This is a genomic window from Methylocaldum marinum (assembly GCF_003584645.1).
GTDB classification, from domain to species: domain Bacteria; phylum Pseudomonadota; class Gammaproteobacteria; order Methylococcales; family Methylococcaceae; genus Methylocaldum; species Methylocaldum marinum.
Genome location: NZ_AP017928.1, coordinates 2,365,271 through 2,380,557, shown reverse-complemented (window position 1 = coordinate 2,380,557; position 15,287 = coordinate 2,365,271). Strand labels below are relative to the sequence as shown.

The 15,287-nt window shown below is 59.8% G+C and carries 15 protein-coding genes; 3 read left to right on the top strand and 12 right to left on the bottom strand.

What is annotated here, in order from left to right; translation table 11 throughout:
* Positions 1–83: 83 nt before the first annotated feature.
* From lptB to sS8_RS27630, 8 genes are all read right to left on the bottom strand, one after another.
* Positions 84–809 carry an LPS export ABC transporter ATP-binding protein gene (gene lptB, locus sS8_RS10300; protein WP_119629572.1) on the bottom strand — a complete coding sequence of 242 codons (726 nt, stop codon included), beginning with the start codon at positions 807–809 and terminating at the stop codon, positions 84–86.
* Between the two features lie 3 nt (positions 810–812).
* A complete protein-coding gene (gene lptA / locus sS8_RS10295; RefSeq protein ID WP_232020591.1) occupies positions 813–1,514 on the bottom strand; it encodes a lipopolysaccharide transport periplasmic protein LptA in 702 nt (233 codons plus the stop codon).
* Positions 1,501–2,076 carry an LPS export ABC transporter periplasmic protein LptC gene (gene lptC, locus sS8_RS10290; protein ID WP_170161029.1) on the bottom strand — a complete coding sequence of 192 codons (576 nt, stop codon included), beginning with the start codon at positions 2,074–2,076 and terminating at the stop codon, positions 1,501–1,503. The genes lptA and lptC overlap by 14 nt, the downstream gene beginning before the upstream one ends.
* On the bottom strand, positions 2,076–2,612 hold the full coding sequence (kdsC, locus tag sS8_RS10285; RefSeq protein ID WP_119629570.1) for a 3-deoxy-manno-octulosonate-8-phosphatase KdsC: 537 nt from the start codon (positions 2,610–2,612) through the stop codon (positions 2,076–2,078). The genes lptC and kdsC overlap by 1 nt, the downstream gene beginning before the upstream one ends.
* The gene (locus sS8_RS10280) at positions 2,612–3,622 is read right to left on the bottom strand and encodes a KpsF/GutQ family sugar-phosphate isomerase (RefSeq protein WP_119632707.1); all 1,011 of its coding nucleotides are present in this window, start codon (positions 3,620–3,622) and stop codon (positions 2,612–2,614) included. Before sS8_RS10280 ends, kdsC begins: the two co-directional genes overlap by 1 nt.
* A 115-nt stretch (positions 3,623–3,737) precedes the next feature.
* Positions 3,738–4,145 (bottom strand): ExbD/TolR family protein, encoded by a 408-nt coding sequence (locus tag sS8_RS10275; protein ID WP_119629569.1) that lies wholly within the window; start codon positions 4,143–4,145, stop codon positions 3,738–3,740.
* A gap of 2 nt (positions 4,146–4,147) precedes the next feature.
* Positions 4,148–4,810 carry a MotA/TolQ/ExbB proton channel family protein gene (locus tag sS8_RS29530; protein WP_119629568.1) on the bottom strand — a complete coding sequence of 221 codons (663 nt, stop codon included), beginning with the start codon at positions 4,808–4,810 and terminating at the stop codon, positions 4,148–4,150.
* Between the two features lie 13 nt (positions 4,811–4,823).
* Complete coding sequence (locus tag sS8_RS27630) at positions 4,824–5,543, bottom strand: energy transducer TonB (protein WP_145986485.1); 720 nt, start codon at positions 5,541–5,543, stop codon at positions 4,824–4,826.
* Between the two features lie 576 nt (positions 5,544–6,119).
* On the opposite strand from sS8_RS27630, the gene sS8_RS10255 reads away from it, so the two are divergent.
* Together sS8_RS10255 and sS8_RS10250 are read left to right on the top strand one after the other, a co-directional pair.
* Positions 6,120–8,384 (top strand): TonB-dependent receptor family protein, encoded by a 2,265-nt coding sequence (locus tag sS8_RS10255; RefSeq protein ID WP_232020590.1) that lies wholly within the window; start codon positions 6,120–6,122, stop codon positions 8,382–8,384.
* Between the two features lie 147 nt (positions 8,385–8,531).
* A complete protein-coding gene (locus sS8_RS10250) occupies positions 8,532–9,773 on the top strand; it encodes a sialidase family protein (protein WP_119629564.1) in 1,242 nt (413 codons plus the stop codon).
* Between the two features lie 7 nt (positions 9,774–9,780).
* On the opposite strand, the gene sS8_RS10245 is transcribed toward sS8_RS10250, so the two are convergent.
* The gene (locus sS8_RS10245; RefSeq protein WP_145986484.1) at positions 9,781–10,113 is read right to left on the bottom strand and encodes a hypothetical protein; all 333 of its coding nucleotides are present in this window, start codon (positions 10,111–10,113) and stop codon (positions 9,781–9,783) included.
* On the opposite strand from sS8_RS10245, the gene sS8_RS10240 reads away from it, so the two are divergent.
* Positions 10,112–11,068 (top strand): IS110 family RNA-guided transposase, encoded by a 957-nt coding sequence (locus tag sS8_RS10240; RefSeq protein ID WP_119629562.1) that lies wholly within the window; start codon positions 10,112–10,114, stop codon positions 11,066–11,068. The two genes, sS8_RS10245 and sS8_RS10240, sit on opposite strands and share 2 nt — an antisense overlap.
* A 175-nt stretch (positions 11,069–11,243) precedes the next feature.
* On the opposite strand, the gene sS8_RS10235 is transcribed toward sS8_RS10240, so the two are convergent.
* The 3 genes from sS8_RS10235 to speA are packed head-to-tail and all read right to left on the bottom strand — an operon-like array spanning position 11,244 to position 15,286.
* Positions 11,244–12,524: a PepSY-associated TM helix domain-containing protein gene (locus sS8_RS10235; RefSeq protein ID WP_232020589.1), complete on the bottom strand. Its 1,281-nt coding sequence runs from the start codon at positions 12,522–12,524 to the stop codon at positions 11,244–11,246.
* On the bottom strand, positions 12,521–13,381 hold the full coding sequence (locus sS8_RS10230; protein ID WP_119632706.1) for an NAD(P)-dependent oxidoreductase: 861 nt from the start codon (positions 13,379–13,381) through the stop codon (positions 12,521–12,523). Before sS8_RS10230 ends, sS8_RS10235 begins: the two co-directional genes overlap by 4 nt.
* Positions 13,382–13,411: 30 nt before the next feature.
* A complete protein-coding gene (speA, locus tag sS8_RS10225; protein WP_119632705.1) occupies positions 13,412–15,286 on the bottom strand; it encodes a biosynthetic arginine decarboxylase in 1,875 nt (624 codons plus the stop codon).
* Position 15,287: the final 1 nt, after the last annotated feature.

The window sequence follows — 15,287 nt, the reverse complement described above, 5'->3', positions numbered from 1 at the left end:
ACATCCAGAAATGCGCGTTGGCGGCGTGAAAGTGAAAATCCAAATCATTCTAGTGCAGAGGTAACAAGCATGAAAGGGACCGTCTAAAGGGAAAAATGCTCGCCCAAGTAAACTTGGCGCACTTCCTTGTTTTGTACGATGTCCTGTGCCGAGCCTTCGGCGATCACGACGCCTCCGCTCAAAATGTAGGCGCGGTTGCATATCCCGAGCGTCTCGCGCACGTTATGCTCGGTGATCAGAATGCCGATGCCGCGGTCCCGCAAATGCTCGATGATCTTTTGGATGTCGATGATCGAGATCGGGTCGACCCCGGCGAAGGGTTCGTCCAAAAGCATGAATTGCGGCTCGCAGGCCAGTGCCCGTGCGATTTCGACCCTGCGGCGCTCGCCGCCCGAGAGTCCCAGGGCGGGCTGGTTGCGCAAATGGCCGATGCTGAATTCCTCCAGAAGTTCCTCGATGACCAGTTCGCGCTGTCCGTTGGTCAAGCCTTTGCGTAATTCCAATACAGCCCTCAAGTTGTCGGCCACGCTCAGCTTCCGGAAAATCGAAGGCTCTTGCGGCAAATAACCTACTCCAAGCTGCGCCCTCGCATGCATGGGCAGATTGGTTATGTTGTGATCGTCAAGGTGGATTGTACCGCTATCCGGTCGAATTACTCCCACGATCATGTAAAAACTGGTGGTTTTTCCTGCCCCGTTGGGACCCAGGAGGCCGACGACTTCGCCGCTGCGGATCTGCAGGGAGACACCGTTGACCACATTGCGCTTGTTGTAGCGTTTGAGCAGATCGGTAGCAACCAGGGTCGCCATGATTTACTTGGATTTTTCTTTCGGTTGCATTTTGACGTGAACGCGTTTGCTGCCGGTGTTCGGACTGCCGGCCGTGAACAAACCGTTCTTGGTGTCATATTCGATGATATCGCTGGCCGTCGAGTTTTGTCCCTGCCAGACCAAGGCCTTGTCGTAAAGGATCAGGATTCCGGTATCCGGGAAATAATCGGCTCGCTGCGAGGTCCCGTGTATGTCTTCCTTGCCGCCTTCCGGCGTCTGTTTGAGCCGGGTCGGATCCCCGGTGACGATGATCTTCTCGGTTGCGCCGCCTTTTTGATATACGGTCATCTGGTCACCCCGGACCTCCAGGCTTCCTTGAGTGGCTTTCACGTCGCCGGTGTATACGGTTTCGCCCTTCTTTTCGTCGTACGTCGCCGTGTTGGCTTCGATATAAATGGGCTGTTTCGAGTCGCTGTCCAAGGCAAAGGCGTGGTCGGCAGCCAGCGACATCCACGAGGCCATGAGCAGACCCGGAACAAGGCGGCTGACGATCCGGAGAAGCACATGCCGAAAACGAGGCGGGGCGGAATCGGAATTGATTTGAAGTCCGGCGCCCGGCTGTGACGAGCCGCAGTTCCGGCCATTAGGGAAACTCTGATCAGGTTGATTCCGTTCATGCCCTTCGACCGAGCTCAGGACAGGCCTGTCGAAGGACTTGATCAGCGCTTCCTCAGGGAAATTCATGCTTTCTTCGTACATTGGAAAGTATCGTGACTTTTAAATCATCGCCGAAGTGTACCCGGGCTCCGGTGCCGCTCAATTCGTCCGGCGGACTCAGTACCTGCACGAACTCGTCGGTTTCGGCGTAGCTGTTATCAGGTTGAACTCTGGCGTTCTGCGTGACGATTTTTACTGTTCTGCCGTTTTCGTCCCGTTCACGGACAATCTTGACGTTTCCGTTCAGGAATATCGTATCGCTGTCGCCGGGCATAACGGCGTCATCGGAATGAATGACCCACGGCGGTCCTTCGGTTCCGAACAGTGTCAAAACGGGCTTTTCCAATTCGCTGCGGTCCGGAACCACGTAATGGGTAAGGCTGGCGGTAAACAGCAATTGCTTGAGTTTACCGTTTTCGTCCATCAGTGTTCGAGTCAGGTTTTTCGAATAATAATCGACGGTACCCCGGTTGTGGGGACTGGCCGACTGTTCGTCCGGCAGGTACACCCCGGCGAGCCACCAGGTCAACAATGCCAAGGTGGCCAGCGCCAGATAGGTTACCAGCGATCTCACAGCGAGAATATCCATTAGAAGTGGCTCTCGATCACGCCCTGCAAGGTTCCCTGGGCAAGCATGACGAGATCGCATACGTCCCGCGCGGCTCCCGCTCCGCCGGGAGTGGCCGTCACCCAATGGGCATGCTCCCGCACGCTGAAATGGGCGTCGGCTACCGCCACTGCCAATCCGACCCGCCGCATGATCGCCAGATCCAGCAGATCGTCACCGACATGGGCAATCTTTTCGGGAGGCAGTGCCAAGGACTGGCGAAGATGATCGAATGCCTCAAGTTTATCTTTATAGCCCTGATAGACATGGTTAACGCCAAGGCTCTCCATGCGCAGCGCTACCGACTCCGACCGGCGGCCGGATATGACCGCGGTGGCCACGCCGGTTCCCTGGAGCAGCTTGATGCCATGGCCGTCGCGGGCATGGAAGCTCTTGTATTCCCGGCCTTGCTGGTCGAAGAAAAGCCTGCCGTCGGTCAAAACGCCGTCGACGTCGAAAATGACCAGTCGGATTGCGGCTGCGCGTGCCAACACGTCTTGAGAAGCGCGCACAGGCATCAAACCACTCCCGCTCTCAATAAATCGTGCATGTTGAGCGCGCCGATCAGGCGGTTGTCGTCGTCCACGACCAAAAGCGCGCTGATCCGCTTTTCCTCCATGATGCGCACCGATTCCGCGGCCAACAGTTCGGGCGAGACTCTGGTGCAGAAGCGAGTCATGACTTCGTTGATCGGGGTGGTGTGGATGTCGCCGGCCTTTTCGAACAACCGCCGCAGGTCGCCGTCGGTAAAGATGCCGAGCACGCGATAGCGCCCATCGACCACGGCGGTCATTCCGAGCTTCTTGGCAGTCATTTCCAGAACGGCGTCGCGCACCAGGGCGGTTTCCGGTACCGATGGAATTTCCGGGCCGGTATGCATGATGTCTTGTATCCGGGTCAGCAAACGCCTTCCGAGACTGCCGCCGGGATGGGCGAATGCGAAATCCTCGCGAGTGAATCCCCGGGCTTCCAATAGCGCCACGGACAAGGCATCTCCCATTGCCAGTGTCGCGGTCGTGCTCGAGGTGGGGGCAAGGCCTAGCGGGCAGGCCTCCTCTCTAACCGATGTGTCGATATGGACTTGCGACTGCCGGGCAAGCGTGGATTTCGGGTTTCCCGTCATGCTTATCAAAGGAACGTCGAGCCGCTTGATGAGGTGCAGGATGGCCAGGATCTCTGGCGTCTCTCCCGAATTTGACAAGGCGAGAACCACATCCTGTGCGGTGATCATGCCGAAGTCGCCGTGGCTGGCCTCGCCGGGGTGTACAAAAAAAGCCGGGGTGCCGGTACTTGCCAGCGTAGCGGCGATCTTGCCGCCGATGTGGCCCGATTTTCCCATCCCGGTCACGACGACACGGCCGTTGCAGGCCAGGATGAGCTTGCAAGCTGCCGCAAAATAAGCGTCGATGCGCCCGGCCAGGGCGGCCACTGCCTCGGCTTCGGCCCGTACGACCATGAGGCCGCTTCCGCAGAGGCTCTCGTCGTCGTAGGTCCCGGCGAAGGCTGCGCGCTGTAAGCTCGACGTCATGCGTGTGAACTGCTCAAAATAAAGCAATTATGCCATGAATTTTGCATGGCGAATTCGGGTTTTTCGCGGGGTCCGATGTATGCGGCGGCCGGGCCGGGGCAGGCGCTAGAAGCGGTCACTCCCGGGTGACGAACGCGAGCTTTGTGATACCGGCCTTGTGGGCGACGGCCATGGCTTCCGCCACCCGGCCGTAGGGGACGGCGGTGTCGGCATGAAACTGCACGATCAGTTCCGGATCGGCCAGTTGCAGATCGCGTAGCTGTTGCTCCAGCGCCTCCAGCGGCTGCGGCTGGTCGTTCAGGGTGATCTGGCCCTGGGCATCGATGGCGATGGTAGCGAGGTGCTCGTCCGGGGCAGGATCCGTTTTCTCGGTCTTCGGCAGATCGACTTTCACTGCCTGGGTCAACAGCGGTGCGGTGACGATGAATACGACCAGCAATACCAGCATGACGTCGACCAGCGGCGTCACGTTGATTTCGCTCATGGCATCCCGGTCGGATGAGGAATCGGTCTTGAATCCCATGGTCATTCGCTCCCGTCGGTTCTAAGACCGGTTTTTACGGCGAGGTTGAGAAAATCGGTGGCGAAATATTCAAGGTCGGCCTCGGCCAGCTTGATGCGCCTGAGGAAGTAATTGTAGGCCAACACCGCCGGAATGGCGGCTGCGATGCCTATTGCCGTGGCGACCAGGGCCTCCCCGATGGGGCCGGCGACCACGTCGAGGCTGGCCGATTTGGCCTCGCCGATATCCTGCAAGGCGTGCATGATGCCCCAGACCGTGCCGAACAGCCCGACGAACGGCGCCGTACTGCCGATGCTGGCGAGCATGGACAGTCCTTGCTCCAAGTCCTTGCGCTCGCGGTTGATCTGCTGGCGCAGGGATCGTTCCAAAATCGACTCGATGTCGCCGCTCCATTCCAGGATGCGCGAGGTATGGCTGCGCATGTCCTTGAGCACGCCGAAGCCGGCCCCGGCGATGCGGCCCAGGGCGCTGCTCGAGTGTTCGAGACCCGAAGCGGCGGATAGGTCGGATGCCGCCCAGAAGGCTTTGCTGTAGCCGCGATTGCGTAGCCCGGAATGCCAGAGCGTCCAGATTTTGAAAAAGATGATGCTCCAGGTGATGACTGAAAACGCGACCAGCACCCCTAAGGTGATCTGAACGATATCGGTGGAAGATACGTGAATCATGCGACAACCTTTCTCATCGTTTAAGTTTGTATTCAATGGGGACGATTACCCAGCTGACCACGGCCCGGTCGCCCCGGCGCGCCGGGATGAAGCGCCAGTTCTTGACTTGATCCACGGTCGCATGGTCCAGAATCTTATGGCCGCTGCTGGCTTCGACTTTAATTTCGCCCGCCGAGCCGTTTGGCATGACTTGAACCCGCAGCGTGACCTTGCCTTCCCAGCGCCGCTCGAGTGCGACCCGCGGATAGCGCGTCGGAGGATTGTTTAGCCCGGGAGCCTTGTAAGAGGCTTCCACGAACGGCGCGGCAGCGGGCGCCGCCGGCTTCGCCTGGACCGGTGCCGTTGCCGTGCTGGGTGCTGCCGCTTGAGGCGGCTCCGGCTCGGGCGCCGGCGTAGGATCAGGCTTCGCTGCCGGCTTCGGCTTGGGTTTAGGCTTCGGCTTCGGTTTGGGTTTAGGTTTCTCCGGCTTTTTCGGTGCCGGCTCTTCTGGCTTGGGTTCCGGTTTCGGCGGCTGCACCTGCGGCTGGGGCGGTGCGGGACTCGCTTCCGGCTGTGCCGCGACCAGCGAAACTTCCAGTATTTGCGGCGGGGTCACTTCCGGTTCGCGGTGCGTGGGAGCGGCAAGCCAGGCTGCCCAGACCGCGGCATGCAATGCCGCTGCCGCAGCAATCGAAGTAGCGGTCTCCAGCCACGTGCGCCATCCTTTTTTGGTGTCGGCGGACGTCGAAGTCATAGATAGATGCACGGGGTGATGGTTGGGTAGAAGCGCGAGGCAGTCGGGATAACGAAAACAATAACGAGAATATTTACTGCGTGGGTATTTTACATACATGTATCAAGCTTGGCCCGACATTGCCGGTGTCATGGGTCGGTCCGCGGTAAAAAATCTATTGATCTCGCGTTGGATTGAATACGGTAAAGCAAGATCCGGGCCTCATTTATGAGCGGGCTAATCACGTCGGATAGATTGTGTGATTTAACGCACGTTACCGATTGCTGTTTCGCATCTGAAACATGCCCGGGTCATAGGTATGACAGTGCGGCGATGTATTCTACTCGATCCTTGAAGGCGAGTTTTACGGATGCTTATGCGGGTCCGTCCGCGCGGGAACAGCGATCTGACGGTCATGGTCTTTGGCATATGACGCATTTGAGTGTGTCATATAACGCAGTATCGGTCTGGCGGTGGCGGGTTTCATATAAGGAAGCGGTACGCCGGCTGAGAGTCTTGGTTTGGCACGGATTTTTCTTTAATAGGCATTCCGGTCTAACAAGAAATGAAAATACGAAAATGCCGAAAGAATTATCAATGTCGCCCGTTCGTGCCGGAGTGGCGATTTTCAGCGTGAACTTGTTGTTGGCAGCGCCGGCAGCGGCCGAACATGCGGAAGAACATCGCTTGCAGACGATCGAAGTGACGGCGCCCGAAGAAATTGAAGAATCGCTGACGACCCCCAGCGCGGAGACGGCCAGGTACAGGCTTTCCCAGGTGCCGGGCGCAACCACCTTCATTCATTCCGATGAATATCGCACCCGGCCGACCCCGGGCGGCGTGGCCGATGTTCTGAGCTATTCGCCGGGGGTTTTCGCGCAAAGCCGCTACGGCAATTCCGAAACCCGCATCCTGGTGCGCGGGCAGGGAACATCCCTGACCTACGGCTCGGTTGGCCTGCGTTATCTGCGTGACGGCTTGCCGCTCACGGGAACCGACGGCTTCACGAACCCCGAGCTGCTGGAACCGATGAACGCGCTATACACGGAGGTTTACCGCGGTTCCAACGCCCTGCAATACGGGTCGGCCTTCCTGGGCGGAGCGGTGAACTTCGTCTCGCGCAACGGCCGCAATACGCCCGGTATCCATGCGAGCTTCGTCACCGGGTCGTATGATTATTACCGGCCTCAATTGATGGTCGGCGGCGTGCTGAACGAGGATCTCGATTATTTCGTTTCCTATACCGGCACTTATAACAATAGTTTCCGGGACCATAGCGAGGAGGATATTTCCAGAGGCTACGCCAATTTCGGTTACCGCTGGAGCGAGGACCAGGAGACTCGCGTACATCTGTTCGCCAGCAAGAACCGACTCCAGTTGCCGGGATCTCTTACGTTCGATCAGTATTACGACGATCCTTATCAGGCTCAGGATGGTGTGTCACCCGGAGCGTTCTTCAATAAGTTCAATACGCTCGATGTTCAACGCAATCTCGATACCTTGCGCGGCGATGTCCGGCACACCATCAAATTCACGCCCGATGATGTGCTGACGGTGGGGGCATGGTACGAAAATCGCCGCTTGTGGCATCCCTTGTCGCCTTTTAATTCGACGAGAGCACCGTGCCGGGGAACGCCCGACTCAGAGGGTATCGTGACGATCAATGACCCGGCCTGCGGCGGCCTTTTGATCGGTTACGGCAATCTGGTGGGGTCGTTCAACCGCAACCGGCAGCAGGATGCCGGCCTCAGTTGGCGTTTCACCCACGACGGATCGCTGTTTGGTTCGCGCAACAACTTCGTGGTGGGCGGATTTTTCGGCTGGGGCAAATCCTACGGCACGGTGGACAATACCCTGCCCGGTGCGGAGATCGGCACCAAACTGAATAATGCGAAAAGCGAGGCGTTCAATATCGAAATTTTCGCGGAGGACCGTTTCGCGCTGACCTCCACCCTGGACCTGGTGGTGGGGGGGCAGTTCATTCATGCCAAGCGGCGCAGCCTGACCGATTTCTTCGTGCCGACGTCGAGCGTCAACAACGCCCTCGAGACCGACGCGTCGCGCTGGTACACCGCGTTCAGTCCCAAGGTGGGCCTGATCTGGCAGGCGACCGAAAAGCAGCAATTCTACGCCAATTTCAGCCGCAGCTACGAGCCGCCGACCAACTCCCAATTGGCTTTCCGCGATCCTCGCCTGAATCAGTTGGGCAACGAATCCGCCCTGGACGCACAAGAAGGGACGACCATCGAAGTGGGAACCCGCGGTGAAGCCGGCATCTTCAACTGGGACTTGGCGGTCTACCATTCCTGGATCAATAACGAGATTCTCAACGCGCTATTGCCCGGTTCGGCCGTGCAGTCCGGCACCAGCAATGCCGACAAGACCACCCACACGGGTGTGGAAGTCGGTACCGGCGCCCTGATTCCATTGGGCTTGATGGGTGACGACCTCTTGCGGATGCGCTTGACTTATACCTACCAGCGCTTTCTATATGACAATGATGCCCTCCACGGGGACAACTACATTCCGGGCGTGCCGCATCATTTCGGGGGCGCGGAAGCGATTTACGAACACCCGTCCGGATTCTACATCGGTCCGAACATCCGCATGACCAGCAATTATTACGTGGACTACGCCAACACCCTCAGGGCGCCTGCTTATACCTTGTTCGGCGCCCGCGCCGGCTATAAGAACACGTTCAATAAACTTGGCTACCACGTGTTTGTCGAAGGACGTAACCTCACGGACGAAAAGTGGGTCGCCAGCACGAGCGTGGCTGCTACGGCAACTCGGGAAGGGACGGCTATCCTGAATCCAGGCTTCGACCGTACGATCTTCGGGGGCATCTCGATAGATTATTGATCGCCTGGCGGCCGGCGGTGGGGAGAGGCCCAGTCCTTCGCCCGCCGTCGGCTGCATGTGTCTTCGAGAAGCCCACGTCTGGCTCGATTGGGGATTCTCGGTTATTTTCCGTTTGAGGTTATGCAAACCCGGAAAAGGTGAAATGTGATGAATGTTTTTTGCAGATTGATCGGCTTGCCGGCCCTGGCGCTGGCCAGCCAATTCGTCTGGGCCGGGCAGGAGAGCGCCGCGTCCTCTTCGCAACCCGCTTATTGCAAGGATTCGGCGGCCGCGCCCACGCCCAAATGCGCGCGGACGCCCAGCGCGGTCTTCGATGCCGACGGTCGGTTATGGCTTTCATGGGTCCAGCAGGGGCGAATTTACGTCCAGTTCTCGAAGGATGGCGGCAAGACCCTGAGCAAGCCGGTCGCGGTGAATCGCGAACCGGAAAACGTACTGGCCCATGGCGAGAGCAGGCCCAAGATCGCGGTCGGCCCACGAGGGGAAATTTATCTTACGTGGACGAAGGGACTGGAAAAGCGCTTCAGCAGTTATATCCGCTTCGCCCGTTCGGTGGATGGCGGAAGAACCTTCTCCGAGCCGGTCACGGTCAACGACAATCTGGACATCATCGGCCATTCGTTCGACAGCCTGGCGGTCAGCCGCGACGGCAAGATCTTCATCGCCTGGCTGGATGCTCGGGATGTCCAGGCCGCGAAGGCCAAGAACCAGCCTTACAACGGGTCTTCTCTGTATTACACGTGGTCCGACGACGGCGGCAAGAGCTTCAAGCCGAACGTCAAGGCGGCGGATTACACCTGTCAGTGCTGCCGGCTGCAGGCCGCCATCGACATCGACGGCTTGCCGCTGGTCGTTTGGCGAAACGTCTATCCCGAGAACATCCGCGACCATGCGCTGCTCAAGTTCGCCGATTGGGATAAACCCGGCCGGCAGGTTCGAGTGACGCACGAAAACTGGCACATCGAAGGTTGTCCCCACCACGGACCGGGTCTGTCGATCGCCAAGGACGGGCGTTATCACTTGACCTGGTACAGTGCCGCGCCCGACGCAACGGGCCTTTTTTATGCCTATTCCGACGATATCGGCGCTCACTTTACGCGGCCCGTCAAAATCGGGAATCCGGCGGCCATGCCGGCTCACCCGCACGTCTTGAGCGTAGGGCAGCGGGTGGATTTGGTCTGGCTGGAATTCGACGGCAAGAACAATCAGCTCAAGACCATGCGCTCGACCGACGGCGGAGCGAATTGGACCGAGCCGCGCATTCTGGCCGAGACCGAGAGCGGGGCCGACAATCCCTTCCTGCATGCCAACGGCGACCGGGTTTACGTGTCCTGGTCTACGGAGACGGATGGGCTCAAGGTGATTGCGCTCGATGGTGCCGGCCGCTAGAACATTTTCATACCTGCTGTACGGGTACTCGCGAGTGCGATTGGGCCAATGAGGTCGTCGGCAAAGGATTGCCGACCTTATATCTCGATTCTGCGTTCCACAAGAGGCAGAATCTCCGACTGATCATCGGACCCAGACGCTGGGCAAGACGTTGCCGACCTTGGGCCTGAAGCCCGCGCCGTAGATCGTCCCCCAGCGTCCCTTCCTCGCCATTGAGTTCGAACAGTATCGTAGGGCTGCCTTGGGCAGAACCCTGGATGGATAAGGCTGAACCCGGCAGGAGCGGTTCCGAGCGATCGGCCCCTTCATCGTTCCCGAACGAACCCCAAGGAGACTTCATGACGTTCACCCCCATCGGTATCGACATCGCCAAAGCCAAGTTCGACGCCGCCGCACTACGCAACGGCAAGTACAAAACCAAGGTCTTCCAGAATACGCCCGAAGGGTTTAAGGCGTTCCTGGCCTGGCTGCAGGCCTTCCCAGCGCCCCACGTGTGTCTGGAGGCCACCGGCCGCTATGGTGAGGGCTTGGCCCTGTTCCTGGTCGACCACGGCCTCGCCGTCAGCGTGGTCAACCCCGCCCAAATCCACGCCTTCGGCCAAGCCGAACTGAGCCGCACCAAGACCGACAAGACCGATGCCAAGCTCATCGCCCGCTTCTGTCATAGCCAAAGACCTCTGCTCTGGCAGCCGCCTCCGCTGGCCGTGCGCCAATTACAAGCGCTGGTCCGTCGGCTCGAGAGCCTCCTCGAGATGCGGCAGATGGAACGCAACCGCCTGGACGGGGCCGATCCCACCGTACGCCCCTCCATCGAAGCCGTGCTCGCCACCCTCGATGCCGAGATCGCCGCGACCCAAAAGCGCATCCGGGAGCACATCGACCCTGATCCGGACCTCCGCCAACGGCGTGACCTGCTCGACACCATTCCCGGCTTGGGCAATGCCACGATCCCGGTGCTGCTGGCCGCCCTGGGCGACGTTCACCGCTTCGAAAACGCGCGCAGCGTCGCCGCCTTTGCCGGCCTCTCGCCCAAAGAGCACCAGTCCGGAAAATGGAAAGGCCACACCCGTCTATCCAAAACCGGCGATGCCTTGCTCCGCAAAGCCCTTTACATGCCGGCCATCGTCGCCCGGCGCCATAACCCACTGATCCGCGCCTTCTGCGAGCGCCTTAAAGCCCAAGGCAAGAACGGCAAACTCATCGTGGGCGCCGCCATGCGCAAGCTCCTCGTCCTCGCCTACGGCGTCCTTAAATCCGGTCAACCGTTCAATCCCAATTTTGCGCTTGCATCGTGATTCTTAAGACAGTATCTACCAATGCTCTACCCATCCTACGGATTTTTCGGTGGGGTATGGAAGCCGGGGGTTCGCAGGATGGGTTAGCGCGCTTCGGTATAAGCCGGCCGTCGTTCGCTGTGCTGCGAGCGGCGTAACCCATCAAAACGAAATCACGAGGAATCCCCGTCGAAGCTCAATCGAGATAACGCTGCTTACCCCGTCGGGCGAGGCGGACTATCCACTCGATAGCCCAGCTTGCGAAACGGCGGGTAAAACGGGTGAGGTCTAGCAAGCGGTGCAAAGAAATGCTCCGCGCACGTTCGAACTTTGGGCGAAGCGCCGCGAGATTCACCTCCCGGTCCTGGATCGAACCGCGTCGATGCAGCCAGTGCAATAGACCGGTCACGTAAAGCACGAGTGGCATCAGGCCAACACAGAACCAGGCGAAGCGGCCCATCGCGCCGAAAGCTTCGCCGGTGTGCCACGGCCAGATCCGGGTGATAAAAGCTTGACCTTCGGTGAACTGATTGGGATTGCGTACTTCGCGAATCTGTCCGCTCCAGCGGTCGACCCAGACCAGGGTCGACGGGTGTTTGATATTCGGCTCTCCGGGGCGGCGCAAGTTGATGCGATAAGTGCCGTTCTCGCCGTCCGGCGTGGTGATGCGTCTCAGCTCGGCGCTCGGAAACGGTCCCCGGGCGAGCAGGACCGCTTCGGCCAGGCTGACGGGACGGTCGTTGGGCGCTCCCGTGCTGAGGATTTCCGGACCGCCGTCGCCGTGTCCCATGTCCGAAGCATCGAGTATCGTTTCCAGCAGTTTCGGGTAAGCCAGATGGAATCCGGTGAACGCCAGCAAAAGCAGGATGACGGCGCTGAACAGACCGAGCGTTCGGTGCAGGTCGAAAGAAAAGCGCGCCAGGCCGGCATCGTGCCGGATCAGAAAATTTTGGCGAAGCGGACTGAATCCGGGCCACCACAGATAAAGACCGGTAATCGTCGAGACGATCAGCAACAGCCCCAGGATGCCGACGCTGTTCCAGCCGAACAATCCGAAATGCAGTTGAGTATGGAGGTCATAGATCCAGGTCGCGGCCGTTCGGCCCCAGAATCGGCTGGCTACGACTTCGGCCGTGTACGGATTCACCGATACCATGAGCGGAGCGTAAAACTCGCCCGCGGTTTCGAAGGGGTTTTCGTACCAGGCGGTGATCATGCCGCGGGGGGAACCGGGCATTTCCAGCACCCAGGCCCTGGTTCGGTTCGGATGCGCCTCCCGCACCGCCGCCATGATCCGGTCCAGGGGCAGGTATTCGCCTTTCGGGTCGTCGATCGTCAGGCCGGGATTAAGCAGTTCGTCGAGTTCCTCGCGGTAGACGCTGAGGCTCCCGCTGAGACCGATCAGGACGAATAGAATGCCGACGCTCAGGGCGAGATAAAGATGGATCCTGACCCAGACGGTTCGCGCGAAGCTCACGGCGATGGCCGCTTGAGGCGGTACAGCGCCGAGATATCCTCGTCGCCATGCCCTTCCGCGATGAGCTTGGCGTAATCGGTCATGGCCATTTCGGTAACCGAGAGTTCGATTCCCAGCTTATCCGCCATGCCCTTGCAGATTTTCAGATCCTTTTGGTGCAGGGCGAGCTTGAAACCGGGTTTGAAGAGGCCTTGGGTCATGGTCGGTCCGCGCTTTTCCAGGAACCAGTTGCCTGCCGCGCCGCCGGAAACCACGTCGATAACCTTGCGCATGTCCAACCCCAGCGCCGATCCGAATGCCAAGGCTTCGGTCACGGCCTCGTTGATGCCGGCCGCCATGATCTGGTTCACCGCCTTGGCCGCCTGGCCGGCACCCACGTCGCCCATGTGAACGATGCGGCTGCCCATGGTTTCCAGCACCGGCATGGCTCGTTCCAAGGGCTCGAGCCTGCCGCCCACCATGATCGCCAGGGTCCCGTTCTTCGCGCCTTCGACGCCGCCGGTTACCGGAGCGTCGAGAAAATCCGCGCCCTTGCTTTCAACCAGCCTGGCGGCTTCACGCGCGGTATCGCTGCTCACCGTGGACATGTCGACCACGATCGATTGCGGGCGCAGCGCCGGTAACATGGCGTGTATCACCTCCAGCACGTCGGCGTCGGCCGAGACGCAAATCAGGATGACGTCGGCGTGGCTGGCGACGAGGGCGGGCGAGACGGCGCACTGTACGCCCAATTCTTGCGAAAGCGTTATCGCGCCGGCTTCGGTTCGGTTCCAGACGGACGTCAGGTAATGCCCTTTCGCCACATTCCGCGCCATGTGAGTGCCCATGGCGCCGAGACCGATGAAACCCGCCTTAATGTCCTTCCTGCCTTCGGTGTTCAATGCCGTTTACTCCTCGAGATAGGTGTAGCTTCGCAAGCCGGCGATCAGTTCGCTCTCGAAGCGCTTGCGCTGTTCAGGGGGAATCCGCGCCTCGACCAGCTTCTTGCGATAAGCGCGTTCCAATTCTTCCGGGTCGATATGGACGTAGCGCAAGAGGTCGTGGGCGCCGTCGCCCCGCATGGGGTGGATGAAACGGTAGCCGCCGGCGCCGTCCAGTTCGACGTTGACCGAATGCGTATCGCCGAACAAGTTGTGCATGTCGCCCAGGATTTCCTGATAGGCGCCCACCAGAAAGATGCCGATGAGATACGGCTCGCCCGGCTTGTGGGCATGCAGCGGCAGGGTGGTCTCGAGGCTCTGCCGGTCGATGTAGGTATTGATCCGGCCGTCGGAATCGCAGGTCAGGTCCTGGATGACCGCGCGGCGGGTGGGCTCCTCGTGCAAGCGCTGCAGCGGCATGACCGGAAACACCTGCGCGATCGCCCAGGCGTCGGGCATGGATTGGAACAGCGAAAAATTGCAGAACACCTTGTCGGCGAGCCGCTCGTTGAGTTCGTCGATCAGCTCGCGATGGGCGCGAAGCCGAACGTCGAGGCGCCGGTGAACGGCATGGCAAATGGCCGCGTTCAGCCGTTCCGCATCGGCGAGTTCGGCCAGGCTCAATTTGCCCTGCACGTACATCGCTCGGGCTTCGGCGAGATCGAATTGCGCGTCGTGATACACGCCCAGCGGCGACTCCCGGGGCAGGGCGCGGAGCAGGTCGGCCAGGTCCTGCAAGGGTTTTGCCTTGATTTCGGCCGGAGGGCTTCCGTCTTCGGCCACCGATTCGATATCGATGATATTCGTGATCAGCACCGCATGATGCGCGCTCATGGCGCGTCCGGATTCGGTGATCAGGTTAGGATGCGGCAAACCGTATTCGGCGCAGGCCTCCGAAAAGGCGCGCACGATGCTGTGGGCGTATTCGTCGATGCTGTAATTGATGGAACAGTCGCTGACCGAATGGGTGCCCTCGTAATCGACGCCGAGTCCGCCGCCGACGTCGGCCCAGGCGAGATGGGCGCCGAGTTCGCTCAACTCCACGTAGTAGCGGCTGGCCTCCCGCAGCGCCGTCTTGACGTCGTTGATGTTCGCGACCTGCGAGCCCATGTGGAAATGCATCAACTTGAGCCATTCGAGTCCGCCGGCTTCGCGCAACTTGGAAACGAGCCGGAGCAGCTCGTTCGCGTGCAGGCCGAACTTCGACTTCTCGCCGCCGCTGTTCTGCCATTTGCCGGCGCCGATGCTGGACAGTCGGATACGGACGCCCAATTGCGGTTCGATTCCCAGATCGTGCGATTCGGAAAGCACCAGCTCCAGCTCGGACAGCTTTTCGATGACGATAAAGACGTTCAGCCCGAGGCTGAGGCCGATCAGGGCCAGGCGGATGTAGGAGCGGTCCTTGTAGCCGTTGCAGATCACCGTGCCGGCATCGGACAAGGCCAGTATGGCCAGAAGTTCCGATTTGCTGCCGGCTTCCAGGCCGACTGACGTGTGGCCGTTTTTCAGAATGCCCTCGACCACGCTCCGCTGCTGGTTGACCTTGATCGGGTAGACCGGCGTATAGCTGCCTCGATAATCGTGCTCGTGGCGGGCCTTTTCGAAAGCCTTGTGCAGCAGGCTCACGCGGTCGCGGAGGATGTCGGTGAAGCGCACCAGGACCGGCAGCGACAAGCCTTCCTGGCGCACCGCCTGGGCGATTTCGAAGAGATCCACGGTGCCTTGCGCCAAGTCTTTGGTCGGACGGACGACCACGTGACCTTCGTCATTGATGCCGAAGTAGCCTTCTCCCCAGTGCTCGATGGCGTAGGTTTCGACCGCCTGCTCTAGACTCCAACTCATT

What these genes read in the sequence shown, in the direction of transcription:
- lptB (WP_119629572.1), bottom strand. Translation starts at nt 809, where the DNA reads ATGGCGACCCTGGTTGCTACCGATCTGCTCAAACGCTACAACAAGCGC.
- lptA (WP_232020591.1), bottom strand. Translation starts at nt 1,514, where the DNA reads ATGAATTTCCCTGAGGAAGCGCTGATCAAGTCCTTCGACAGGCCTGTC.
- lptC (WP_170161029.1), bottom strand. Translation starts at nt 2,076, where the DNA reads ATGGATATTCTCGCTGTGAGATCGCTGGTAACCTATCTGGCGCTGGCC.
- kdsC (WP_119629570.1), bottom strand. Translation starts at nt 2,612, where the DNA reads ATGCCTGTGCGCGCTTCTCAAGACGTGTTGGCACGCGCAGCCGCAATC.
- sS8_RS10280 (WP_119632707.1), bottom strand. Translation starts at nt 3,622, where the DNA reads ATGACGTCGAGCTTACAGCGCGCAGCCTTCGCCGGGACCTACGACGAC.
- sS8_RS10275 (WP_119629569.1), bottom strand. Translation starts at nt 4,145, where the DNA reads ATGGGATTCAAGACCGATTCCTCATCCGACCGGGATGCCATGAGCGAA.
- sS8_RS29530 (WP_119629568.1), bottom strand. Translation starts at nt 4,810, where the DNA reads ATGATTCACGTATCTTCCACCGATATCGTTCAGATCACCTTAGGGGTG.
- sS8_RS27630 (WP_145986485.1), bottom strand. Translation starts at nt 5,543, where the DNA reads ATGACTTCGACGTCCGCCGACACCAAAAAAGGATGGCGCACGTGGCTG.
- sS8_RS10255 (WP_232020590.1), top strand. Translation starts at nt 6,120, where the DNA reads ATGTCGCCCGTTCGTGCCGGAGTGGCGATTTTCAGCGTGAACTTGTTG.
- sS8_RS10250 (WP_119629564.1), top strand. Translation starts at nt 8,532, where the DNA reads ATGAATGTTTTTTGCAGATTGATCGGCTTGCCGGCCCTGGCGCTGGCC.
- sS8_RS10240 (WP_119629562.1), top strand. Translation starts at nt 10,112, where the DNA reads ATGACGTTCACCCCCATCGGTATCGACATCGCCAAAGCCAAGTTCGAC.
- sS8_RS10245 (WP_145986484.1), bottom strand. Translation starts at nt 10,113, where the DNA reads ATGAAGTCTCCTTGGGGTTCGTTCGGGAACGATGAAGGGGCCGATCGC.
- speA (WP_119632705.1), bottom strand. Translation starts at nt 15,286, where the DNA reads ATGAGTTGGAGTCTAGAGCAGGCGGTCGAAACCTACGCCATCGAGCAC.